The 337-nt window shown below is 44.5% G+C and carries 1 protein-coding gene; it reads right to left on the bottom strand.

Features of this window, described 5'->3' with window-relative positions; genetic code table 11:
- A partial coding sequence (locus HJY11_RS13430; RefSeq protein WP_208076447.1) for a hypothetical protein occupies positions 1–237 on the bottom strand: 237 nt, incomplete at its 3' end.
- Positions 238–337 lie beyond the last annotated feature (100 nt).

The following is a 337-nucleotide window of genomic DNA, read 5'->3' as shown; positions in this document are numbered from 1 at the left end:
GGTATTCCATCCATCGCAGGAATAGTCGTTTCTTTCAAATCCATCCGGTACACTATCCGGATTCGGAGCATAGAAAAATTTCCATGCTCCGCCCAAACTCATCCGAAGACGCATTTTTTCTTTTTTCAGCGCCTCCTTTTCCGTCTCATACCACATATGATCTGATACCGGCCGTAACCGGTTCTCCGCAAAAAATTCCGGATCCGCCAGATGCTGTTTTATTTGTGATCGTTCCATACACATTCCTCTTTCTGATCCTACTTGACAGATCCCATCATACTGTTGACAAAACTTTTCTGCATCAGGAAAAAAATAGCCGCTGATGGGATGGTCGTGA

The sequence above is a fragment of the Bittarella massiliensis (ex Durand et al. 2017) genome (assembly GCF_017566145.1).
Lineage (GTDB): Bacteria > Bacillota > Clostridia > Oscillospirales > Ruminococcaceae > Bittarella > Bittarella massiliensis_A.
Note: the sequence above shows the minus strand (reverse complement) of the source record. Positions and strands in the feature narration are given on the sequence as shown.